The following is a 20705-nucleotide window of genomic DNA, read 5'->3' as shown; positions in this document are numbered from 1 at the left end:
CCTGCGAGGTCCCGCCGGAGAACCCTGACGCGCCTCGGGGTTCGGGCGAGCAGTCCATTCCGAGAGGCAAGATCTGTCGGAATTTTGCTGCAATCACTTGCGGTGAGGAAGTTACCTGGGCATGACAGGTACGTAAAGAGGTGTGGCGCCGACGGTGGTGCGGAGGCGGGGAATGGCGGACTGTGCAACGGGGTTGGGACGTTCATGACCTTCTTTGTTGATGTGACCGTCCGGGGCTACGAGCTCGACACCCAGGGGCATCTGAATCAGGCCGTCTACCTCCAGTACGCCGAGCACGCGCGCTGGGAGCTCCTGCGCGCCGCCGGCCTGCCGCAGGACAAGCTGCTGGCCAGTGGCGTCGGGCCGGTCGCGCTGGAGACGACCGTGAAGTTCCTGAGGGAGCTCCGCGGCGGCGACCTGGCCCGGGTGACCTGCCGGTTCGTGTACGGCGAGGGGAAGACGTTCACGGTCGCGCAGCAGATCCTCAAGGAGGACGGCACCGTCGCGGCGGAGGTCACGGGTGTGGCGGGGATGCTCGATCTGACGACCCGCAGACTGATCGCCGATCCGGCCGGCCACCTCGCCTCGCTCGCCGACAACCCCGGCCTGCTCGGCGAGTGAGGGAAGGGCGCCGGGCCGGTCGGGTCGGGCCCGCGCGATCCCGGTGTGCGTGCGGTGGTGGCGAGGGACATCGACCTCGTCGAGCAGGGCGACGGCGAAGTCACCCGGACCTTCGGGCCCGGCGGCCCCGGCGCGCCGTTGGGCGGAGGCCCACACGGACCGGCTCGCCGAAGCCCGCGAGTCGGCCTCACGTGGGGACCGTAGGGAGTGAGGCGCGGCGGGCCCCGCCGCCCGCCGCATCTCGAACTACGATGAGTCTCGTATTATGGAGGCCGGAACAGCCCCGCGAAGCAGACCGGAACAACCCCAGGAAGTGGAGCCGTCGTGACCCCCGCCAGCGCCCCCGCAGTAAGCGCCGCCGAGGCCGGCGGTCGTGTGCTCGACCACCCCGCGCGGGACGAGATCCGCGTCGAAGGGGTGCTGCACGCGCTCTCCGACCCGATGCGGCTGCGCATCGTCCGTGAGCTGGCCGCCGCCGAATCCGAACTCACCTGCTCCTGTTTCGACCTGCCGGTGTCCAAATCCACGTCCACGCACCACTTCCGGGTGTTGCGCGAGAGCGGGATCGTCCAGCAGATCTACCGAGGCACGGCCAAGATGAACGGCCTGCGGCGAGACGATCTGGAGGCGCTGTTCCCCGGCCTGCTCGACCGCGTCCTCGACGCGGCGAACCGCCAGGTCCAGCGCATCGGCGAGGGCCGTTAGCCTCCCGATCCGTCCCGGCCGCCACCGTGCGCGGCGCTCAGCAGCCCCGTCCAGTCCGGGATCTTCACCCGCTCCCGGCCGAGCGACCTGCCCAGTGCCGCCTCCGCCCGCTCGATGGAAAGCCAGCCGTCCCACTCCACCGGGCGCAGCCCCCACGCCCGCAGCGCCGTCACCGGGTCGGGTACCGACCGGCGCCCGGCGAGCCGTGGCGCGTCGTCGAGCAGCGAAGCCACCGTCTCCTTGGCGCACGACCGGTTCGAGCCGATCACTCCGGTCGGCCCGCGCTTGATCCACCCGGCGACGTACTCCCCGGGAGACGGCAGCCCGTCGCGCAGTACCCGCCCCGCCAGATGCGGCACCGTCCCGCGCACCGGGTCGAAGGGCAGACCGGGCAGCGGGGTTCCGCGATAGCCGACCGCCCGCAGTACGAGCCCGGCGGCGATGTCCTCGTACGTGCCGGCGTCGCGCACGCCCCCGCTGCCGTCCGGCACGGTACGGGCGAACCGCACCCCGGCCACCCGGCCGTCCCGCTCCAGCAGCTCGACGGGGCGCAGAAAGAACCGCAGGTGGATGGTGCGCACCGGAGGCCCGTCGGCGCCCGCCCCCGTGGCGCCGGCCGCGGCCCATCCGCGCAGGACCTCGACATTGCGCCGCGCCGCCGCCGTCGGGGGCGGCGCGTTCGGAGGAGAGGGCAGGGCGGGGACCGGGGCGGACGGATCGGCGTACGCCGGATCGCGGGCCAGCTCCGCCTCGTCCACCACGACCCGGGCCCCCGGCAGGCCGCCCAGCTCACGCAGTTCCTTGGTGGTGAACCTGGCCTGCGAAGGTCCGCGTCTGCCCGCCATGTGGATCTCGTGCACCCGGCTGTCGGCCAGCGCGCCCAGCGCACCGTGCGGCACATCGGTGGGGCGCAGCTCCTGACCGCTGCGCGCGAGAATCCGCGTCACGTCCACCGCCACATTGCCGACCCCGATCACCACGACGGAACGGGCCCGGAGCGCGAAGCCGTCCATGACCGCGTCGGGGTGCGCGCTGTACCAGGAGACGAACTCGGTGGCGGAGCGGCTGCCGGGCAGATCCTCGCCGGGGACACCGAGCGCGCGGTCGGTCGCGGCCCCGACGCAGTAGACCACCGCGTCGTAGAGTTCGCCGAGCCTCTCGGGCGGAATGCCGTCGCCGCCCACCTCGACGTTCCCGAGAAAGGTGATCCGCTCATGCTCCAGAACGGTCCGCAGACTGTTCTGCAGCGACTTGATCTTCTCGTGGTCAGGGGCGACGCCGTAGCGCACCAGTCCGTACGGGCAGGGGAGCCGGTCCAGCACATGGACCCGGACATCGGGAACCCGGTCCTGTGCGACCAGGGTCTGGGCGGTGTAGACCCCGCTGGGGCCGGAGCCGACGACAGCGACACGGAGCACGGTGCACCTCTTCCCGGAGGATGTCTCCAGCATGGCACCGGTGGGCGGAGCGGGGGCGGTGGTGTGCCCGGGGCCTGGTCAGGACGGCATCGTGCGCATTCGGTTGATCTCCACCGTCTGCTGCGCGACGACGTCCCCGGCCATCTCCTCGATCTGCACGTTGTTCCCCTCCGCGAGCACCTCGGTCGCCATCGTGATCGCCCCCTGGTGGTGGGTGATCATCAACTTCAGGAAGAGCTCGTCGAAGGCCGGCCCGTCCGCCTCGCGCAACCGCTTCAGTTGTGCCGGGGTCGCCATACCGGGCATGGCCGAGTGATCGTGGGCGGAGGTGCGCCGCTCGCCGCCGTTGTGCGTGAGCCAGCCTTCCATGGCGCCGATCTCCGGCTTCTGGCTCGCGGTGATGCGCTCGGCGAGCCGTTTGACCGAGGGTGATCCGGAGCGGGACGGGACCAGAGCGGTCAACTCCAGGGCCTGGGCGTGGTGTTGGATCATCATCTGCGCATAGCGGAAGTCGGCCGAGTTGGGGGTGTCGTCCCCGGCGGCCTTCGCGGCCTCCTCGGCGGAGAGGGTCCGTGCGGGTTCGCCCGGCCTTCCGGGCGCCACCACCGAAGGCCCCCCGCCCGTCTGTGCCTTCGTGCGGCTGTCACCGTCCCCGGCGTCGCACGCGGCGAGCACGAGAGCGGCCGACACGGCTGCCGCGACGAGGGCGGATCTGTGTACCAACCCGTTCTGACGGTGGATCAACACGTGGACCTCCATGGCCATATGGGGGTTTGCCGAGCCGTTCTCACACGCTTCCGCACATCAGCGATCAGAATCTCTCCATACGTCTCCGTTGCCATCTGTTGGGATCACCTTGGGAAGGACGATACTGCCGAAGACCGTGAACCGTTCAACTACGTTCGGATGCATGGGAGGACGCAGTGATTTCGTTGCGCATGAGCCCGGTACGGCGCAGACGCCTGGGCGCGGCGACGGCGGCCGCCGGCCTGCTGGCCACGCTGCTGATGGCCGGACCCGCGGCCGCGACGCCCGACCCCGGTGACACGGCCACGGCCCGGACCGGTGTCTCCGCCGCCCAGGAGGCAGAAGCCAGGGCGGCCATCAACAGCGGCGAGGTACCCGGCGTGGACGAGATCGTCCACAGTGCCAACATCACCCATCTGGCCAACGTCCCGAAGGACGCGCTCAAGGGCATCAACACGGATCTGGCCTTCCAGGGAAAGTACGCCTTCGCCGGAAACTACGACGGCTTCCGGATCTTCGACATCAGCAACCCCCGGTCCCCGAGGACGGTCGCACAGGTCCTCTGCCCCGGCTCGCAGAACGACGTCTCGGTCTCGGGCAACCTGCTCTTCCTGTCCACCGACTCCTCGCGCAGCGACAACTCCTGCGCCAGCACCACCCAGCCCGCCACGGAGAAGTCCTCCTGGGAGGGCATGAAGATCTTCGACATCAGCGACAAGCGCAACCCGAAGTACGTCGCCGCCGTCGAGACCGCGTGCGGATCGCACACCCACACCCTGGTCCCCGAGCGCAGGAACGTGTACGTGTACGTCTCCTCGTACGCGCCCAGCGCGACGTTCCCCGACTGCCAGCCGCCGCACGACGGGATCTCCGTCATCAAGGTGCCGCGCAACGCGCCGGAGAGGGCCGCGGTCGTGAACTTCCCGGTGCTCTTCCCGGACGGCGGCAACCCCGGCGCTCCGGAGAACCCGGGCGTCTCCAGGACCACCGGCTGCCACGACATCACCGTGCTGCCCTCGAAGGACCTGGCCGCCGGTGCCTGCATGGGTGACGGCCTGCTGTTCTCCATCAAGGACCCGGAGAACCCGAAGATCATCGACCGGGTGCAGGACAATGTGAACTTCGCGTTCTGGCACTCGGCGACCTTCAACCGGACGACGGACAAGGTCGTCTTCACCGATGAGCTCGGCGGCGGTGGCGCGGCCACCTGCAACGAGGAGATCGGCCCGAAGCGCGGCGCCAACGGCATCTACGACATCGTGGGCAGGGGCGACCACCGCAAGCTGGTCTTCCGCAGCTACTTCAAGATCGACCGCCCGCAGGCCGACACCGAGGTCTGCGTCGCCCACAACGGTTCGATCATCCCGGTCAAGGGCCGCGACCTGATGGTCCAGGCCTGGTACCAGGGCGGAGTGTCGGTGTGGGACTTCACCGACTCGTCGAAGCCGAAGGAGATCGGCTACTTCGAGCGCGGGCCGGTCAGCACCGACGCCGTCACCACGGCCGGCTCCTGGTCGGCGTACTACTACAACGGCTACATCTACTCCAACGACATCGCCAAGGGCTTCGACGTCCTCGAACTCGACGACCGGCGGACCGACCCGGCGAAGCGGGTGCGGCTGGACGAACTCAATGTGCAGACGCAGCCGGAGTACTTCGGCCACTGACCGGGCCGAACCCTCCACCCGCCCGGCGGCAGCAGGCTCCACCGACCACCGAAGGCGTCCCGCGGAGCGGATCTTCCCGCCCCGCGGGACGCCACGGCGTCTGTCACCCGATGTGCTCGCGTCGGCACCTCGTGTGCGGACGCGAGGCCGAGGGCCGGGACCGGGGACGGGGGCGTGTCAGGCGGCGGACCTGGCGGTGCCGCCCGTCGCCGCGGCCCACTCCACCAGCAGGCGCTGGTACTGCTCCTCGTCCTCCGGGGACAGGCAGCCGCCCGAGCGCTGCCACAGGTCACGGATCTCTTTGTTCACCACGGCGGCGGTGCGCGTGGAATCGGAGGAGCGCGGAGAACGGGACATACATACAGGCTAAGGCCCCGATGTGACAATCAGACCCATTGGGCGTCAGGGACATCTCTCACATGTCTGTCAGGCAACGCCCGGCACCAGTCCGAGCGTCCGCAGCCCGTCGGGCCGTTCCTCCACCGGCAGATGCCGCACGAACCGCACATCACAGCCTAGTGCGGCGGCTCCGCCGTCCGCCTGCCGGTCGTCGCCGACCATCACCACATCCGTCGGATCCAGCCCGAGAGATGTGCAGGCCGTGTGGAAGATCCGTGCGTCCGGCTTCTGGATGCCGTGCTCGTACGACAGGACGTAGGACTCGATCGAGGAGTCCAGGCCGTGTGCCCGGAAGACCGGCCGCAGGTCCCAGCCGATGTTGCTGACCACGCCGGTCCGGATGCCGCTGTCGCGCAGCGCGCCGACTACCTCCGCCGCGTCCGGGTAGGGCCGCCAGGCGGCGGGTGTCCGGTGCCGCTCGTACAGCGCGTCGTACAGACCGGGATCCGGCAGGGCCACCTGCCGGGCGACGGTGGTGAACGCCTCCCGGTGCAGTTCCGCGCTCTGGTCACGGGTGGCCCACACGGCGGCGAGCCGGGCGGGGACCTGCCGGGGAGGCGGACCGCCCGGCAGCGCCCCGGCGGCCTCCAGCTCCCTCACGTACCGCTCGAAGTCGGCCTCGTCCACCGTCACCTCCCGCTCGGTGAGGACCGCGCGCAGCCAGGACCGGACCGGCTCGATGCGGAAGAGCGTCCCGGAGAAGTCGAAGAGCACACCTTTGATCTGCATGGCTGCGATCTTCCAGCCCGGGGCGCGGCGCGACAAGGCCGGGCCGGTTCCGGCCGCCGGTCCTGGCTCAGGGAGCGCAGAGCAGGGGCGGACGGGAGCCTACGGGCACGGCCTGGGCCCGCCGCGCCGCTCGGACCGGGCGTATCCCGCGATCGAGAAGCCGACCAGGGCCCCGCCCAGCAGCCACCCGCCCAGTACATCGCTCGGCCAGTGGACGCCCAGGTAGAGCCGGGTCAGGCCCACCCCCACGACCGAGACGCACGCCACGACCAGCGCCGCCCGCCACAGCCGGGGCCCGGCGCCGTACCGATGCAGCAGCCAGAGCAGCATGCCGCAGGTCACCATCGCCGTCATCGCGTGGCCGGAGGGGAACGCCGCGTAATGGGCGGAGTCCACCGGGTCGGGCCACCGCGGCCGCTCCCGGCCCACCGCGGACTTCAGCCCCTGCTGCACCAGCGTGCCGAGCAGGCTCGTCGCCGCCACCCACACCGCGAGCAGCCGCGCCCCGCGCCACCACAGCACCACCACGGCCACGGCGGTCAGGGCGCGCATGGTCCATGGATCCCATGCCCAGTCGGTCAGGATCCGGTTGGCATGGACCAGACCGGGTTCGGTCACCGCCCGGCGGTGCAGGGCCTCCGCGACGGTGCGGTCCAGCGACATCAGCGGTGACCAGCGCACGGCGACGAGGATCAGTACGACCAGTGCGAGAAACGCGCAGACCGCGCCCGCCCCGAAGGGCGTGACACGGGAACGGGTACGGACCGGCGGGGAGAGCTGCGGGGACGCCATGGGGTGATCTTGGCGGAAGGCCGGTGGCCCTGGCTATCGCAGCGCACTGAGTCCCGGGATGAAGGCCACCAGAAGCGGGACCACCGGCACCAGCGCGGCCGCGGCGGTCAGCCGGAGCCGACGGCCCGCGGTGAGCCGGTCCGCCGGGGTCAGCAACCGGTTCACCCGCAGCGGGAGCTGGGCGTCCGGCGCCGGGCAGGGGCCGAACACGCCCCGGTCCTCGTTGAGTTCCACCAGGGCCAGCGCGATCGTCAGCCGGCCGAAACGCTTCGACGCCACATCGTCCGCGGCCAGTTCGACCAGTCGGTGCATCTCGTCGCGGAACGCCGCGAACACCGGCACCTGCGGAAACCCGGTCGCGAGCGCGCCGGAACAGTGCAGCAGCCAGTCGTGGCGCGCGTTCGCGTGCCCCTGTTCATGGGCCAGCACCGCATCCAGCTGACGGCCCTTCAGGCGCCGGAGTGCCGTGGTGGTGATGACCAGTTGGGGCGCGGCACCCGGCAGCCACCAGGCATCGGGCCGCTCTCCCTCCAGCACCACGAGTCGTCCGCCGCCGGGCTTCTCGCCGGGCATCAGCGGGGCGCGCACCAGGAGTTCGGCACGCCGCCGCCTGCGGCGGACCTGGGCCCGGTGGATCTCCCGGGTCAGCATCACCGCCGACCACACCCCGCCCAGCGCCAGCAGCACGGCCATGGCGGCCGACCACCGTCCGTGCCCGCCCAACGCGTACGCCTCCACCACGGCGCGCGGCGCCGGTGCGAACACATGCCCGCGCACCGCCTGCCAGGCGGCGGCCGCACTGAACGTCATGGAGAGCGCGAAGGAGAGCAGCACCCCGGCCACCACGCACTGCCACACCCACAGCGCCACGACGGGCTCACGCTCCGGCCATCGGGCCCTGGCCATCAGCCGTGGGGTCAGGACGGCGGCCAGTGCACCGAGCAGCAGCAGTGCGAGGGAGACCAACATGGCGTCAGCCTATGAGGGGGGCGGTACCCACGGGTATGGCTGTGCACGGCAAGTGACGCACACCACGGTTTGCCCGCCCGCTGTCTCACAGGGTGAGCAGCATCGCGAACATGGCCAGCCCCATCGTCAGCCGGCAGGCGAGCGCCAGCTCGGGCCGTGTGCTCCAGCCGCCCCCGGCGGGGCCGCCGCCACCCGCCGTGGCGGTGGCGGCCACGGGTATCAACCGGGACCCCGACCACAGCACGTACACCGCGTAGTAGGCCAGCAGCAGCCCGGTCAGCAGGGGCACGCCCCCGGCCACCGCGACCCCGTGGCCCGCATGACCGCCGTGCGCCGCGCCAACGCCCGGTGCCATCGTCAGAGCCATGTAGACCATCGCCGAGGAACCGACCAGGTGATGCAGATGGTGCCCGCTGCGCCGCAAGGACCACAGCGCGCGCAGGGAGGCCACGCCGAACAGCCCCGCATACACCGCCCACCCCCACGCCGGGGGTGTCATGACGGCCGCAGGCACCGCCATGGCGGCCATGCCGAAGCCCATCAGCGCCTCCGCACGCGCGGTTCTGCGCCCCTCCCCGGTCTCGCCGCTGCTGCGCAGCAGGCAGTACCCACCCGTCACCGCGCACAGCGCCATCAGCAGCCAGCCCGACATCGCCGGTCCGTGCACACCGCACCTCCCCCTGGCCGTAGGACGCGGTCCTTCCAGAGCGATGCCCGCGCGGATACCGCCGTACGCGGCGCACTGAGGTGGAAGGGGAGCGCGCGGAGGGAGTGTTCCCGCCGCGCGCTGTGCTCGTGCCCCTCGTCAGCCGAGCGTGAGGGACTTGAAGGCGCGTGCCTGCTCGGTGATGGCGCGCTCCGTGGGCAGCCGTTCCATCGACGAGGCTCCGAAGAATCCGTCGATCCCGGAGGTGCGGTCCAGCACGTAGCGGGCGTCCTCGGGCTCGGCTATCGGCCCGCCGTGGCAGAGCACGATGATGTCGGGATTGACGCGCTTGGCCGCGTCGTGCATCGCCTGCACGGCGGTGGCGGCCTCATCGAGCGTGAGCGCGGTCGAGGCGCCGATGGACCCCTTGGTGGTCAGCCCGACATGCGGGACGAGCACATCGGCACCCACCCGCGCCATTTCGGCGGCCTGCTCGGGGTCGAACACATAGGGCGCGGTGAGCAGATCGCGTTCGTGGGCCTGGCGGATCATGTCGATCTCCAGACCGAAGCCCATCCCGGTCTCTTCGAGGTTCTCGCGGAACTTGCCGTCGTACAGTCCGACGGTGGGGAAGTTCTGTACGCCGGTGAAGCCGACGGCCTTCAGCTGGTCGAGGAAGTTGCCCATGATCCGGAACGGGTCCGTGCCGCACACCCCGGCGAGCACGGGGACGTCCCGCACCACGGGCAGGACCTCGCCCGCCATGTCGAGCACGATGGCGTTGGCGTCGCCGTAGGGCAGCAGACCCGCCAGCGAACCCCGGCCGGCCATCCGGTACCGGCCGGAGTTGTAGATGATCAGCAGATCGACGCCGCCGGCCTCCGCGCACTTGGCGGACAGGCCGGTGCCTGCGCCCGCGCCGATGACGGCCCGGCCGGCCCGGACCTGCTCGGTCAGGCGGGCCAGGGCTTGCTTGCGGTTCACGGATGGGCTCCTGTTCGTTGGATGTGTTCGCGTTGCTCGGGGGTCGGGACTCAGACGTCCGGGTGGGAACGGCTCCGAGCGGTGATCAGCTGGTGGAGATGGTCGGCGGCGGCGACGGCGAACGACGGGTCGTTGAGATGGGCGCCGATCTCACGCAGATCGACGGCGCTGCCCCGCAGGGCCGTGCGCAGGGACGCCAGCCCCGCCGCGTCGGCCTCCGGATCGTGGAACGGGCCGCCCGGGGCGTCCACGGCTGAGACGCCGCCCAGCGGCCAGAGGACCGCCGTCGGGCCGTGCGCCGAGGCCAGCTTCCGCCCCATGGAGGCGCCGAGTTCGGTCATCTCGTCGGGCGTGGTGCGCATCAGCGTGACGGTGGGGTTGTGCACGAGGAGATGGCGCCGGGCGAACCGCTCCGGGACGGTGTCGGCGGCGCCGAAGTTGACCATGTCCAGCGCACCGGGCGCGACCACCTGCGGCACACCCGCCCGGCCCGCCGCGGTGAGCCGGTCGGGGCCGGCGCTCAGCACGCCGCCGACCAGATCGTCCGCCAGCTCGGTGGTGGTGAGGTCCAGGACACCGGCGAGGAACCCGCCCGCGGCGAGCTTCTCCAGCGCCCGGCCGCCCGCGCCCGTGGCATGGAAGACCAGGACCTCGTAGCCCAGCTCGTCCAGCCGCTGCCGGGCGGCGTCGACCGCGGCGGTGGTCACGCCGAACATGCTGGCGCCGATCAGTGGACGGCCCTGCGGCTCCGACCGCTTCAGGCTCTGCTCGCGGTGGATGGCCATGCCGGCCGCCGCGGCCGCCGCGTTGCCCAGGATCTGCGACGACACCGAGTTGATGCCCGCCACATCGACCACGCTGTACATCATGGTGATGTCGCTGCTGCCCACGTACGGCGACACGTCCCCGCTGGCCATGGTGGAGACCAGCACCTTCGGCACGCCGATGGGCAGCGCCTGCATGGCACGCGCGGCGATGAACGACCCACCGCTCCCGGCCACGGCCAGCACCGCGTGCACCTGCCCCTCACGGTGCAGATCACCGACGATCCGTTCGACGCCCTCGGCCATGGCGGTCACCGCCGCACCCCGGTCCCCTGCGGCGCGCAGCGCCTCCAGGCCGTGCCCGGCGCGGCGCGCGACGGCTGCGGCGTCGATGTCGCCCGCGGGGGAGCCGAGGGGCGAGGGCATCACCCCGGCATCGACGAGCACCACGTCGCATCCCGATTCACGGATCCGCGCCGTGAGCCACGCGTACTCCGCCCCTTTGGTGTCCAGCGTTCCGACGAGCACCACGGTCGCCATGTTCTTGCTCCTTTGCAACGGCGTTCTCCCGATCATGTGCGAGCCGCCCGAGGGCGGCAAAGACCACTTGACGGCAATTGGCCTGCGGCGGGCGATGATGGAGGGCATGGACCGGATTCCTCCCACCCGGCTGTCCCGGCTGCTGACCGGGTGGTCCAGGGACGGCACGGGCGCGCTTCCGCTGCTGCTGGCACAGGCGCTGCGCGAGCTGGCGCAGCGCGGGGACGTGGCACCGGGCACGGTGCTGCCCTCGCAGCGCGCCCTGGCGACGGCGCTGGGGGTCAGCCGCTCCACGGTGACGGCCGCGTACGGCCTCCTGGAGGCCGAGGGGCGGCTGGAGAGCCGGCAGGGCAGCGGCTCCCGGCTGCGGGGTTCGGGGGGCGTGGGCGAGCCCGCGACCGAGGGCCGGCTGGCCAGCTTCGGGACCAGGGACGGCGGCATCGACCTCTCCAGCGGCGCGCTGGACGGGCTGCCCTCGGTCGCGGCGGCGGTCGGCGAGCTGTCCGCCGACGACCTCACCGCCGCCCTGACCGGCGACGGCTACCTCCCGTACGGGCTGCCCGACCTGCGCGAGGCGATCGCCGAGTACCACCGCTCGGCGGGGCTGCCGACCTCTCCGGAACAGATCCTGGTGACCGCGGGCTCCCAGCAGGCCGTCTGGCTGATCACCCAGGGCCTGGTGGAGCCCGGCGACACGGTGATCGTGGAGGACCCGACCTACCGGGGCGCCCTCGAAGCGCTCCGCGCCCGTGGCGCCCGGCTGGTCCCGCTGCCCGCTGACGGGGCACACGGCGCCCGCGCACTGGCCCGGCTGTCCGGCCACGTCCGGCCACGCCTCGTCTATCTGCAGCCGTCCCTCCACAACCCCACCGGGCGCGGCATGGACGAGCCCACCCGCCGCGCCTGGGCCGCCGTACTGGCCGAACAGGGCCTGTACACGGTGGAGGACAACGCCTACGCCGAACTGTCCCTGCACCACGACGCGGCGCCGGTCGCCCTGGCCGGACTGCTGCCGCCCGCCGCCACGGCCACCGTCGGCACCCTGTCCAAGCTCTTCTGGGGCGGCCTGCGGCTGGGCTGGATCCGCGCCTCCACCCCGGTCGTCCGCCGCCTGGCCGACATCAAGAGGTCCGTCGACCTGTCCTGCCCGGTGGTGGACCAGCTGCTCGCGGTGCGTCTGCTCCGGCAACTGCCCGAGGCCCGCGCCCGACGCCGCTCCCGGCTGCGCGCACGTCTGGCGGAGACCGAACGGCTGCTGCGGGACCAGCGCACCGGCTGGCGATGGGACCGGCCCGACGGAGGCTCCGCCCTCTGGGTGGAGATCCCCGGCGCCGACGCCGAGGCCACCGCCCAGCTGGCCCGCCGCGCGGGCGTACTGATCGTCCCCGGCCCGGCCTTCTCCGCCGTGGACGGCTTCCGCCACCACGTGCGACTCCCGTTCGCCGATCACGACGGCGGCCTGGCGAGGGCCCTGCCCGTGCTCGTCGACTGCGCGGAGCGTAGCCGGGCCGCGCACTGAAGCCGCCCCGCACCGACCATGCCCTGGTCCTAGGGCCGATACCGCAGCGGATGGTCCGCCGGTACTTCCACCACGACGATCCGGTGCCCGTCCGGATCGCGGATCCACATCTCGATCAGGCCCCACGGCTCGCGCACCGGCTCCCGGAGCACCTCGACGCCGCGGGCCGACAGCTCGTCGTACGCCGCCCGCACGTCCGCGACCTGCATCCACAGTTCGAGACACGGGACCGGCGGCGCGGCGGCGCGTCCGGACACCTCCAGGAAGCCCCCGCCGAGGAAGTACACCGTGCCCCGCTCGGGGCCGGTGCCGAACTCCCGGTAGACGGGCAGCCCGAGGAACTCCCCGTAGAAGTTCCGCGAGCGTTCGGGATCGGCCGGGTGCAACAGGATCCGGCTGCTCAGCACATGAACCATGCGCCCGACTCTAGTTCCGGGACACCCGGGTTACGCTGCTCCGGCACGGCCACAGCGCAGAAACGGAGAGCCATCGCCATGGACATAGCCCCCGCCCAGGACCCGGGACAGCTGACCTTCCGCGACGGGGTCGACGCCGATGTCCCCGCGCTGGTGAATCTGATCGAATCGGCGTACCGCGGGGACTCCAGCCGGGCCGGATGGACCACCGAGGCGGACATCCTCCAGGGGCAGCGGACCGACCCGGACGGTGTGCGACGGGTCCTCGAAGCGCCCGGCAGCCGACTGCTCGTGGTGGAGCGCGACGGTGCGCTCGTCGCCTGCTGCCAGCTCGAACACCGCGGCGACGCCGCCTACTTCGGGATGTTCGCGGTCCGTCCCGAACTCCAGGGGGCCGGGCTCGGCAAGGTGATCATCGCCGAGGCCGAGCGCACCGTCCGGGAGAGCTGGGCGGTGAGCGAGATGCACATGACCGTGATCTCGGTACGCGCGGAGCTGATCGCCTGGTACGAGCGGCGCGGCTACCGCCGTACGGGAAAGCTCAGCCCGTTCCCGTACGGCGACGAGCGCTTCGGTGTTCCGCAGCGGGACGATCTCGCCTTCGAACTGCTGGTCAAGGACCTGGTCTGACCCGCCCGGCGGTTCCGGGGCCCCTGATCAGGCCGTGAAGCGGCCGGCGCGGCGGATCTCCGGGTAGTCGGTGGTCGCGCCGTCCAGCCGCAGGGCGCGCGCCAGCCGCAGATGGTCCTGGGTGTTCACCACCCAGCCGATGACCTTCAGCCCCTCGGCATGCGCCTGCTCGGTCACCTCCAGGGTGAGGCGGCGGATGTTCAGGGCCAGCGTCGCCGCCCCCACCGCCTTCGCCCGGTCCACCACATCGCCCTTCCAGCGGCTGGCGATGAGCACGGTCCGCACTCCCGGCACCAGCCGGGCGATCTCGGCCACCGCCTCGTCGTGGAACGAGGACACCTCGACCCGGTCGGCGAGATCGCGCCGCACCATCACCTCGGCCAGCGCGCGGGCCGCCGCCGCGTCCTTGATCTCGGCCTGCACGGGGGACCGCACGGCGTCGAGCACCTCCTCGAAGACCGGCACCCGCTCGCCCCGCCCGGCGTCCAGTTCACGCAGCTCGGACAGGGTCTTCTCGTTGATCGGCCCCTTGCCGTCCGTCGTACGGTCCACATCGGCGTCGTGCATGACGGCCAGCGCGCCGTCCTTGCTCAGATGAAGGTCCAGCTCGATCGCGTCCATTCCGGCCCGTTCCGCGTGGACGAACGAGCGCAGGGTGTTCTCCGGCTCGACGCCCATCACTCCGCGATGTCCGATGGTGAGAAAAGACATGGCAACCCGCTTCCGTCGTCGGTGTCTTCCCGCATGCGGCTCCTGCCCACGAGGCGCTACGGCATTACGGCAGTCCGGCAGCCTAACGGCCTCCGGGCCGATGTGAAGGGCGGACACCGGCGGTACGCGCCCCGCCGACGGAAGTGGTCGCCGAGGAGGTGCTGCACAGGAAGAATCACGGTGACCATGGGGGGTCGGCAGGATAATTTTCTGGGGCCCACTTGTCTCAAGGAACCGCACATGGATACGGTTGCTTAACGCGAGGTTCTCCCGTGAAGGAAGTGTTATGACGGAAATTCTTGTGCACGACGCCGCCGACGGCGGCATAACCACGGACCAGCGGGTGGTCGATCATCCCGCCTGGCCCGCGCTCAAGAATGCCGTGGAGGAGATCCGCCCCTGGCAGTCGAAGGATGGTTCCATCGACTTCGAGGCCGAGGGTGCGCCGTCCCCGCAAGCCGCCCGCTCAACGCTGGACCGTGTGATCGCCGCGGTGGAGGAGCTCGCCCCGCTTCTCCCGCACGACGCCGCGTACCACCGCGCCCTCGCCGCGGACCTGCACCGCTGGGCCACGGACGGCTTCGGCGTGCCGGACTTCCTGGACTCGCTGCTGGCCTTCCAGCCGGCCAAGGACCGCGCCGACGGGCTGCAGCACCTGGTCGTCTTCGCGATGTACACCCAGAACGGCAACCCGGACCGCAATCTCGAAGCGGTCGTGCTGCGGATGGTCTGGCCCGAGTGGCTGGCCGAGCTCGAAGCGACCCGCTACGACAACCCGCTGTTCTGCGGCATCACCTTCGAGGACTTCACCTCGGGTTACGACACCAACTCCGCCGTACTCTTCCCGGAGACCATCGCCGTGCGCGAGGCCCCCGAGCGCTTCAGCTGGGGCGGCATCTTCTGCGACCGCGAGGCGGCCCGCTTCCGCCGGGTCACCGAGGCCTCGGTCGAGCTGCTCGGCGTCGAGCTGCCCGACGACATCCGCGAGATGGTCGCCGACCAGCAGCGCTGCGAGCAGGCCTTCGTGCTCTGGGACATGGTCCACGACCGGACGCACAGCCACGGCGACCTGCCCTTCGACCCCTTCATGATCAAGCAGCGCCAGCCGTTCTGGATGTACGGCCTCGAAGAGCTGCGCTGCGACCTCACCGCCTTCAAGGAGGCGGTGAAGCTGGAGGCCGACGGCTTCGGCCAGGGCCGTGACGTGCAGTACGCCGTGCTGTTCGACCGGATGTTCCGCTTCCCCGTCACCGGCGAGCGCGTCCGCAACTACGACGGCCTCGGCGGCCAGCTGCTCTTCGCCTACCTCCACAAGCACGATGTGATCCGCTGGACCGACAACACGCTGAAGATCGACTGGGACCGGGCCCCGCAGATCACCAACCAGCTCTGCGCCGAGATCGAGAAGCTCTACCGCGACGGCATCGACCGCCCCAAGCTCGTCCACTGGTTCGCCGCGTACGACCTGGTCTCGACCTACCTCGCCCCGCACCCCGGCTCCCGCTGGGCCAAGGGCCCGGACGCCCTGGACCTGTCGCAGCCGCCGCGCAAGCTCGTCGACGACGTGCTTCCGGACGAGTTTCCCCTGAGCATGTTCTATGAGGCGCTGTCCAAGAAGCTGAAGAACGTGATCGCCTCGACCAAGGGGATCACCGCCGCGGATGCCGAGCGGGCAGCCGCGTGAGCGCCGGGTCTGAGGAGGCGGTGGCCATGAACGGAAACGGCAGGGGCAACGGGAGCGGTGCTCTCGAAGGCGCCGTGGTCGCGGTCGCCGGGGCCGCGGGCCCGGCCGGCCGAGCCGCGCTGATGAGGCTCGCCGAGGCCGGTGCGACCGTCGTCGCCTCCGACGCGGACGCCACGCGCCTGGCCGAGGCGGTCGACGCCGCCCGCTACGCCCACGGCGGCGCCACCGTCACCGGGGACACGGTCGATCTGCTGGACCTCGGCGCCGCCCGCGAATGGGCGGACCGGACCGAGAAGGAATTCGGCCGGATCGACGGCCTGGTCCACCTCGTCGGTGGCTGGCGCGGCAGCCCGAGCTTCGCCGAGACCGACCTCGCCGACTGGAATCTGCTGGAGAAGCTGCTGATCCGCACGGTCCAGCACACCTCGCTGGCCTTCCAGGAGGGTCTGCAGCGCAGCGACCGGGGTCGCTATGTGCTGATCAGCGCGGCCGGGGCGAGCAAGCCCACCGCGGGAAACGCGGCCTATGCCGCGTCGAAGGCGGCGGCCGAGGCCTGGACGCTCGCCCTCGCGGACGCGTTCCGCAAGGCGGGGGGCGAGGAGGGGCCGAGGACCGCGGCTGCGATCCTGGTCATCAAGGCACTGGTGCACGACGCGATGCGCGCCGAGCGCCCGAATGCGAAATTCGCGGGCTTCACCGACGTCAAGGAGCTGGCCGATGCCATCGCCGGCGTCTGGGACCGGCCCGCCCCGGAAGTGAACGGAAAGCGCCTGTGGCTGACCCCACAACCGTAAGGACCGACGCGCGGCGCCACCACGACCCGCAGATCCGCGGTTTCGCCAGCGACAACTACGCGGGCACGCACCCGGAGATTCTCGCGGCCCTCGCCCTCGCCAACGGCGGTCACCAGATCGCCTACGGCGAGGACGAGTACACCGGGCATCTCCAGTGCGTGATGCACAGTCACTTCGGCCCCACCGCCGAAGCCTTCCCGGTGTTCAACGGAACCGGCGCCAACGTCGTCTCCCTCCAGGCGATGACCGACCGCTGGGGTGCGGTGATCTGTGCCGAGTCGGCCCACATCAATGTGGACGAGGGCGGCGCCCCGGAGCGGGTGGGCGGCCTCAAACTGCTCACCGTGCCCACCCCGGACGGCAAGCTCACCCCCGAGCTCATCGACCGGCAGGCGTACGGCTGGGACGACGAGCACCGTGCCATGCCGCAGGTCGTCTCGATCACCCAGAACACCGAGCTGGGTACGGTCTACACCCCCGGCGAGATCCGCGCCATCTGCGACCACGCCCACGGACTCGGCATGAAGGTCCATCTGGACGGGGCCCGGATAGCCAACGCCGCGGCCTCGCTGGACGTACCGATGCGTACGTTCACCAACACCGTCGGCGTCGACGTGCTGTCCTTCGGCGGTACGAAGAACGGGGCGATCTTCGGCGAGGCCGTGGTCGTCCTGAACCCGGACGCCGTCCGTGCCATGAAGCACCTGCGCAAGCTGTCGATGCAGCTCGCGTCGAAGATGCGCTTCGTCTCCGTACAGCTGGAGGCGCTGCTCGCCGGGGACCTCTGGCTGCGCAACGCCCGGCATGCCAACGCGATGGCCCAGCGGCTCGCCGAGGGCGTGCGCGCGGTGGACGGCGTGGAGATCCTCCACCCCGTCCAGGCCAACGCCGTCTTCGCCCGGCTGCCCCGCGAGGTGAGCGAACGGCTGCAGAAGCGCTTCCGCTTCTACTTCTGGGACGAGGCGGCCGGCGATGTGCGCTGGATGTGCGCCTTCGACACGACGGAGGACGACGTCGACGCGTTCCTCCTCGCCCTGAAGGAAGAGATGGCGAGGTAGCCAAAGGTGAATAGATATGCGGTCAACCGGAAAGTCATTGACGTCCGGCCGACCGCATATCTACGCTCGGCGACCATGGAGCTGATCCCGCAGGTCCCCGAACTTTCCGCCTATCTCGCCGCCGACGAGGCCATCGACCACGAGCATCCGCTGGTGCGGGAGACAGTCACCGAGCTTCGCGGTGACACCATCGACGCATATGCATACGCGGCCGCCGCATACACCCTTGTGCGCGACACCGTGGCCCACTCCGCCGACTCCGGTGACATGCGGGTCACCTGGCGCGCCTCCGACGTCCTCGCGACACGCACCGGCATCTGTCATGCCAAGTCCCACGCCCTGGCCGCCCTGCTGCGCGCGGCGGGCATCCCGACCGCCCTCTGCTACCAGGCGCTCGCCGCCGACGACGGGGGTCCCGGTCCCGTGCACGGGCTGATCGCGGTGCGGCTGCCCGGCCGTGACCGTTGGGACCGCCTGGACGCCCGCGGAAACAAGCCGGGCGTCGACGCGCGGTTCTCGCTCGACGAGGAGCGACTGGCCTGGCCCGTCCGCCCGGAACTCGGGGAAGTGGACTACCCGGTCCTCTACGCGGCTCCGCATCCGGCGGTGCTGCACGGCCTGCGGTCCGCCGCGGACCGCCCGCAGCTGTGGCGCACCCTCCCCACGGCGCTCTGAGCCGCGGCGACCGCATTCCGGGGTACGGACCCACCGTCCGCACCCCGGAGTGACGTTTCAGCCGCGGACCGGCCGCGTCAGCTCCTCTCCCGCACCTCGGCGGGGGTCGGGGCCGTACCGCCGAGATGGGCGGGCACCCACCAGGTGTCGCTCGCGTCCTTCGGGCGCACCGGATAGGCGCGCTGGGCCGCCTCCAGGAGCTCCTGGACCCGCTCCCGCAGCCGTCGGGTGATCGCGCCCGCGTACTGGTCGGTGGGCGCCTCCACCGGCTCGCCGACCCGGATCGTCACCGGCACGTGGTCGCGCTTGAAATTGCGCGGCCGGCCCTTCGTCCACAGCCGCTGCGTCCCCCACAGCGCCATCGGAATCAGCGGCACGCCCGCCTCCTGGGCCAGCCGGGCGGCGCCCGACTTGAAGCTCTTCAGCGTGAACGACTCCGAGATGGTGGCCTCGGGGAACACGCCGACGATCTCGCCGGAGCGCAGCGAGGCGAGCGCGTGCGCATACGCGTCCTCGCCCTGCTTGCGGTCGACGGGGATGTGCTTCATGCCGCGCATCAGCGGTCCCGAGACCTTGTGCCGGAAGACCGATTCCTTCGCCATGAACCGGACGAGTCGCTTCTGCGGCAGGGCCGCGAGTCCGGTGAAGATGAAGTCCAGATAGCTGATGTGGTTGCTTACCAGTACCGCGCCACCGGTCTTCGGGATGTGCTCGGAACCCTGGGTGTCGATCTTCAGGTCAAGCGCCTTGAAAAACGTACGAGCGGCGCCGATGACCGGTCGATAGACGAGTTCTGCCATCTGGGGAAGACCCTTCTTCAGTGCCTGGGGAGGGTTCTCCCGGCGGAAGTTACGCAGCCGTAGGTTTGCGGCATTGCGCCGATCGTGCCCCATGCGCGACGCGGTGGCCAGTCTCCGAGGGCTCGGGGCGCGAGATTCTCGTCACGTGGAACCTCCGGGAATGTCTCGCGGGCCGACGGTGCTGACCTCTTGCGATGAGCTCTGACAGGAGGCCTGGGGTGGACGGGGAGACGCGGGAGGGGTCGCTGGACGCGACCCGGCTCGGCGCGGAACTGGGGGAGCGGGCAACGCTCGTACAGTTCTCCAGCGCGTTCTGCCAGCCCTGCCGGGCGACGCGCCGAACGCTCGCCGAGGTGGCGCGCGCGGTGGACGGCGTGGCCCATGTGGAGATCGACGCCGAGGCGCATCTCGCTCTCGTACGGGAGCTGGGGATCAGCCGGACGCCGACCGTACTGGTCCTCGACGCCGCCGGCCGGATCGTCCGCCGGGCCGCCGGACAGCCACGCACCGTGGACGTGGTCGCCGCACTGGGCCAAGCGATGTGACGGACCGTGACACATCTCCCACATCGCGGAACCCTCTTGACTGCACCCACCACGCATCGTCAGTCTGACGCTATGCCGCCGGAACTCCTTCTCTACGGCCGGGTCCACGTGGATCTCGCCCGCAACGCGAGCGCGCGCTGTCCGGGTGTCTGAGCAACCACGTCCCCGTACGCCTCTTCCGCAGAAGGACATCTCCATGACGGCATCGCCCGAGCTCGGTACCCCGCGCCAGGCTTCCCCCGAACTTCTCCGCTCCGTCTTCCGGCAGCACGCCGCCGGCGTGGCCGTGATCACCGCCGCCGGCGACCGGCCGGTCGGCTTCACCGCCACCTCCCTCAACTCCGTCGCCGCCGAGCCGCCGCTGCTCTCCTTCGGGGTCGGTACCTCTTCCTCCAGCTGGCCGGTCATGGCCGAGGCCGAGCACATCGGCGTCCACATACTCGGCGAGCACCAGCAGGAGCTGGCCGCCACTTTCGCCCGCAGCGGAGCCGACCGGTTCGGCCCGTCCACCTTCTGGCGCAGCGGGCCCGAAGGAGTGCCGGTGCTCGACGGCGTACTGGCATGGCTGGTCTGCCGCGTGGTCGCCCGTGTTCCCGCGGGGGACCACCGGATCGTGATCGCGCGGGCCGTGGTCGGCGATCCGGCCGGAGGCGGCCGCCCGCTCATCTATCACCAGGGTCGTTTCAACGCTCTGCGGGACTGATTCCTCCCGGGTGGCACGGGGGCGCAGTACGTTGGGCATATCACAGTTCCAAGCGCTTGCTCATGGGCGAGCGGCTGGGTGTACTGGCTAGTAATATTTCCGGTCGGGGCGTCGGTCGCCCCGACCGGATTCCGCCCCATCAGGCGCCTATGCTGCGTGCAACAAGGCAGCCCCGGAAATGACGATGCA

23 protein-coding genes are annotated in these 20705 nt (G+C 71.0%); 11 read left to right on the top strand and 12 right to left on the bottom strand.

Features of this window, described 5'->3' with window-relative positions; all coding sequences use genetic code 11:
• Positions 1-204 precede the first annotated feature (204 nt).
• Both GA0115234_RS37690 and GA0115234_RS37685 read left to right on the top strand, forming a co-directional pair.
• On the top strand, positions 205-621 hold the full coding sequence (locus GA0115234_RS37690; protein ID WP_093550790.1) for an acyl-CoA thioesterase: 417 nt from the start codon (positions 205-207) through the stop codon (positions 619-621).
• Positions 622-945: 324 nt separating this feature from the next.
• On the top strand, positions 946-1326 hold the full coding sequence (locus tag GA0115234_RS37685; RefSeq protein WP_093550789.1) for an ArsR/SmtB family transcription factor: 381 nt from the start codon (positions 946-948) through the stop codon (positions 1324-1326).
• On the opposite strand, the gene GA0115234_RS37680 is transcribed toward GA0115234_RS37685, so the two are convergent.
• The gene (locus GA0115234_RS37680) at positions 1323-2744 is read right to left on the bottom strand and encodes an FAD-dependent oxidoreductase (protein ID WP_093550787.1); all 1422 of its coding nucleotides are present in this window, start codon (positions 2742-2744) and stop codon (positions 1323-1325) included. The two genes, GA0115234_RS37685 and GA0115234_RS37680, sit on opposite strands and share 4 nt — an antisense overlap.
• Before the next feature lie 78 nt (positions 2745-2822).
• Positions 2823-3509, bottom strand: a complete 687-nt coding sequence (locus GA0115234_RS37675) for a DUF305 domain-containing protein (protein WP_093550785.1) — start codon at positions 3507-3509, stop codon at positions 2823-2825.
• 173 nt (positions 3510-3682) lie between these two features.
• Here GA0115234_RS37675 and GA0115234_RS37670 point away from each other — a divergent pair, with 173 nt between their 5' ends.
• The gene (locus GA0115234_RS37670; protein ID WP_202554618.1) at positions 3683-5158 is read left to right on the top strand and encodes an LVIVD repeat-containing protein; all 1476 of its coding nucleotides are present in this window, start codon (positions 3683-3685) and stop codon (positions 5156-5158) included.
• A gap of 177 nt (positions 5159-5335) precedes the next feature.
• Here the strand turns inward: GA0115234_RS37670 and GA0115234_RS37665 are convergent, their stop codons facing one another.
• The 7 genes from GA0115234_RS37665 to GA0115234_RS37635 form a co-directional block, all read right to left on the bottom strand.
• Positions 5336-5515 (bottom strand): hypothetical protein, encoded by a 180-nt coding sequence (locus tag GA0115234_RS37665; RefSeq protein WP_093550780.1) that lies wholly within the window; start codon positions 5513-5515, stop codon positions 5336-5338.
• Positions 5516-5584: 69 nt separating this feature from the next.
• The gene (locus GA0115234_RS37660; RefSeq protein ID WP_093550779.1) at positions 5585-6286 is read right to left on the bottom strand and encodes an HAD family hydrolase; all 702 of its coding nucleotides are present in this window, start codon (positions 6284-6286) and stop codon (positions 5585-5587) included.
• A gap of 99 nt (positions 6287-6385) precedes the next feature.
• Positions 6386-7078, bottom strand: a complete 693-nt coding sequence (locus tag GA0115234_RS37655) for a phosphatase PAP2 family protein (RefSeq protein ID WP_093550777.1) — start codon at positions 7076-7078, stop codon at positions 6386-6388.
• Positions 7079-7111: 33 nt separating this feature from the next.
• Complete coding sequence (locus GA0115234_RS37650) at positions 7112-8047, bottom strand: M56 family metallopeptidase (protein WP_093550775.1); 936 nt, start codon at positions 8045-8047, stop codon at positions 7112-7114.
• 85 nt (positions 8048-8132) lie between these two features.
• On the bottom strand, positions 8133-8714 hold the full coding sequence (locus GA0115234_RS37645) for a DUF5134 domain-containing protein (protein WP_093550773.1): 582 nt from the start codon (positions 8712-8714) through the stop codon (positions 8133-8135).
• A gap of 138 nt (positions 8715-8852) precedes the next feature.
• Positions 8853-9677 (bottom strand): phosphoenolpyruvate hydrolase family protein, encoded by an 825-nt coding sequence (locus GA0115234_RS37640; protein ID WP_093550771.1) that lies wholly within the window; start codon positions 9675-9677, stop codon positions 8853-8855.
• 50 nt (positions 9678-9727) lie between these two features.
• Entirely contained in the window at positions 9728-10981 is a 1254-nt protein-coding gene (locus GA0115234_RS37635; protein WP_093550769.1) for a Tm-1-like ATP-binding domain-containing protein, read from the bottom strand.
• A gap of 106 nt (positions 10982-11087) precedes the next feature.
• Between GA0115234_RS37635 and GA0115234_RS37630 the strand changes: the two genes are divergently transcribed.
• Complete coding sequence (locus GA0115234_RS37630) at positions 11088-12500, top strand: aminotransferase-like domain-containing protein (protein ID WP_161275741.1); 1413 nt, start codon at positions 11088-11090, stop codon at positions 12498-12500.
• A gap of 29 nt (positions 12501-12529) precedes the next feature.
• Here GA0115234_RS37630 and GA0115234_RS37625 read toward each other — a convergent pair whose 3' ends face one another.
• A complete protein-coding gene (locus GA0115234_RS37625; RefSeq protein ID WP_093550765.1) occupies positions 12530-12916 on the bottom strand; it encodes a VOC family protein in 387 nt (128 codons plus the stop codon).
• Between the two features lie 78 nt (positions 12917-12994).
• On the opposite strand from GA0115234_RS37625, the gene GA0115234_RS37620 reads away from it, so the two are divergent.
• A complete protein-coding gene (locus GA0115234_RS37620; RefSeq protein ID WP_093550763.1) occupies positions 12995-13546 on the top strand; it encodes a GNAT family N-acetyltransferase in 552 nt (183 codons plus the stop codon).
• A 27-nt stretch (positions 13547-13573) separates the two neighbouring features.
• Here GA0115234_RS37620 and GA0115234_RS37615 read toward each other — a convergent pair whose 3' ends face one another.
• Positions 13574-14257, bottom strand: coding sequence for a glycerophosphodiester phosphodiesterase (locus GA0115234_RS37615; RefSeq protein ID WP_093550761.1), 684 nt, complete (start codon positions 14255-14257; stop codon positions 13574-13576).
• Positions 14258-14543: 286 nt separating this feature from the next.
• Between GA0115234_RS37615 and GA0115234_RS37610 the strand changes: the two genes are divergently transcribed.
• From GA0115234_RS37610 to GA0115234_RS37595, 4 genes are all read left to right on the top strand, one after another.
• Positions 14544-15941: a DUF6421 family protein gene (locus tag GA0115234_RS37610; protein WP_093550759.1), complete on the top strand. Its 1398-nt coding sequence runs from the start codon at positions 14544-14546 to the stop codon at positions 15939-15941.
• Between the two features lie 26 nt (positions 15942-15967).
• Positions 15968-16735, top strand: coding sequence for an SDR family NAD(P)-dependent oxidoreductase (locus tag GA0115234_RS37605; protein WP_093550757.1), 768 nt, complete (start codon positions 15968-15970; stop codon positions 16733-16735).
• Positions 16714-17793, top strand: coding sequence for a threonine aldolase family protein (locus GA0115234_RS37600; protein WP_093550755.1), 1080 nt, complete (start codon positions 16714-16716; stop codon positions 17791-17793). Before GA0115234_RS37605 ends, GA0115234_RS37600 begins: the two co-directional genes overlap by 22 nt.
• A 75-nt stretch (positions 17794-17868) precedes the next feature.
• Entirely contained in the window at positions 17869-18468 is a 600-nt protein-coding gene (locus tag GA0115234_RS37595; RefSeq protein WP_093550753.1) for a transglutaminase domain-containing protein, read from the top strand.
• 77 nt (positions 18469-18545) lie between these two features.
• Here the strand turns inward: GA0115234_RS37595 and GA0115234_RS37590 are convergent, their stop codons facing one another.
• Entirely contained in the window at positions 18546-19268 is a 723-nt protein-coding gene (locus tag GA0115234_RS37590) for a lysophospholipid acyltransferase family protein (RefSeq protein WP_093550751.1), read from the bottom strand.
• Positions 19269-19486: 218 nt separating this feature from the next.
• Here GA0115234_RS37590 and GA0115234_RS37585 point away from each other — a divergent pair, with 218 nt between their 5' ends.
• Positions 19487-19813: a TlpA family protein disulfide reductase gene (locus GA0115234_RS37585; protein WP_256088911.1), complete on the top strand. Its 327-nt coding sequence runs from the start codon at positions 19487-19489 to the stop codon at positions 19811-19813.
• 196 nt (positions 19814-20009) lie between these two features.
• The gene (locus GA0115234_RS37580; RefSeq protein WP_093550747.1) at positions 20010-20516 is read left to right on the top strand and encodes a flavin reductase family protein; all 507 of its coding nucleotides are present in this window, start codon (positions 20010-20012) and stop codon (positions 20514-20516) included.
• Positions 20517-20705 lie beyond the last annotated feature (189 nt).

It is taken from the genome of Streptomyces sp. DvalAA-43, from assembly GCF_900091725.1.
GTDB classification, from domain to species: domain Bacteria; phylum Actinomycetota; class Actinomycetes; order Streptomycetales; family Streptomycetaceae; genus Streptomyces; species Streptomyces pulveraceus.
Note: the sequence above shows the minus strand (reverse complement) of the source record. Positions and strands in the feature narration are given on the sequence as shown.

Coding starts and splice junctions, on each gene's coding strand:
- GA0115234_RS37690 (WP_093550790.1), top strand. CDS start 205: ATGACCTTCTTTGTTGATGTGACCGTCCGGGGCTACGAGCTCGACACC.
- GA0115234_RS37675 (WP_093550785.1), bottom strand. CDS start 3,509: ATGGCCATGGAGGTCCACGTGTTGATCCACCGTCAGAACGGGTTGGTA.
- GA0115234_RS37670 (WP_202554618.1), top strand. CDS start 3,683: ATGAGCCCGGTACGGCGCAGACGCCTGGGCGCGGCGACGGCGGCCGCC.
- GA0115234_RS37665 (WP_093550780.1), bottom strand. CDS start 5,515: ATGTCCCGTTCTCCGCGCTCCTCCGATTCCACGCGCACCGCCGCCGTG.
- GA0115234_RS37660 (WP_093550779.1), bottom strand. CDS start 6,286: ATGCAGATCAAAGGTGTGCTCTTCGACTTCTCCGGGACGCTCTTCCGC.
- GA0115234_RS37655 (WP_093550777.1), bottom strand. CDS start 7,078: ATGGCGTCCCCGCAGCTCTCCCCGCCGGTCCGTACCCGTTCCCGTGTC.
- GA0115234_RS37650 (WP_093550775.1), bottom strand. CDS start 8,047: ATGTTGGTCTCCCTCGCACTGCTGCTGCTCGGTGCACTGGCCGCCGTC.
- GA0115234_RS37635 (WP_093550769.1), bottom strand. CDS start 10,981: ATGGCGACCGTGGTGCTCGTCGGAACGCTGGACACCAAAGGGGCGGAG.
- GA0115234_RS37630 (WP_161275741.1), top strand. CDS start 11,088: ATGGACCGGATTCCTCCCACCCGGCTGTCCCGGCTGCTGACCGGGTGG.
- GA0115234_RS37625 (WP_093550765.1), bottom strand. CDS start 12,916: ATGGTTCATGTGCTGAGCAGCCGGATCCTGTTGCACCCGGCCGATCCC.
- GA0115234_RS37620 (WP_093550763.1), top strand. CDS start 12,995: ATGGACATAGCCCCCGCCCAGGACCCGGGACAGCTGACCTTCCGCGAC.
- GA0115234_RS37615 (WP_093550761.1), bottom strand. CDS start 14,257: ATGTCTTTTCTCACCATCGGACATCGCGGAGTGATGGGCGTCGAGCCG.
- GA0115234_RS37610 (WP_093550759.1), top strand. CDS start 14,544: ATGACGGAAATTCTTGTGCACGACGCCGCCGACGGCGGCATAACCACG.
- GA0115234_RS37605 (WP_093550757.1), top strand. CDS start 15,968: ATGAACGGAAACGGCAGGGGCAACGGGAGCGGTGCTCTCGAAGGCGCC.
- GA0115234_RS37595 (WP_093550753.1), top strand. CDS start 17,869: ATGGAGCTGATCCCGCAGGTCCCCGAACTTTCCGCCTATCTCGCCGCC.
- GA0115234_RS37590 (WP_093550751.1), bottom strand. CDS start 19,268: ATGGCAGAACTCGTCTATCGACCGGTCATCGGCGCCGCTCGTACGTTT.
- GA0115234_RS37580 (WP_093550747.1), top strand. CDS start 20,010: ATGACGGCATCGCCCGAGCTCGGTACCCCGCGCCAGGCTTCCCCCGAA.